We start from the raw sequence: 343 nt of genomic DNA, 5'->3' as shown, positions 1-343 counted from the left end.
AGAGAGAGAAAAGAGAAAAAAAAAGAGGGAAAGAAAAGAAGAGAGGAAGAGAGGAAAAAAGGGAAAAGAAGGAAAGAGAGAGAAAGGAGAAGAGGGAAGAAAAGAAAGAGAAGGAAGAAAGGGAGGGGGAGAGGAGAAAAAGGGGGGGAAGGGGAAGGGGGAGGAGAGAGAGAGAGAAAAGGAGGGAGGAGAGAAGAGGAGGGAGAAAGAAGGAAAGGGAAAAAGGAGAGAAGAAAGAAGAGAAAGAGAAAAGGCCGACGCCGCCGGCCAGCGGGCCGGGGCGCGCAACGTAGGTGCCAAGGCCGCGGGCGACGCGGCCCTGCACGACCTCGTCGCCCAGGCG

At 54.5% G+C, this 343-nt stretch carries 1 pseudogene; it reads left to right on the top strand.

Features of this window, described 5'->3' with window-relative positions:
• Positions 1 to 343: pseudogene (locus NR112_RS22295) on the top strand (hypothetical protein); the annotation flags it as partial.

The sequence above is a fragment of the Terrabacter sp. Ter38 genome (assembly GCF_024519435.1).
GTDB lineage: Bacteria > Actinomycetota > Actinomycetes > Actinomycetales > Dermatophilaceae > Terrabacter.
This window is presented reverse-complemented; position numbering and strand designations above follow the sequence as displayed.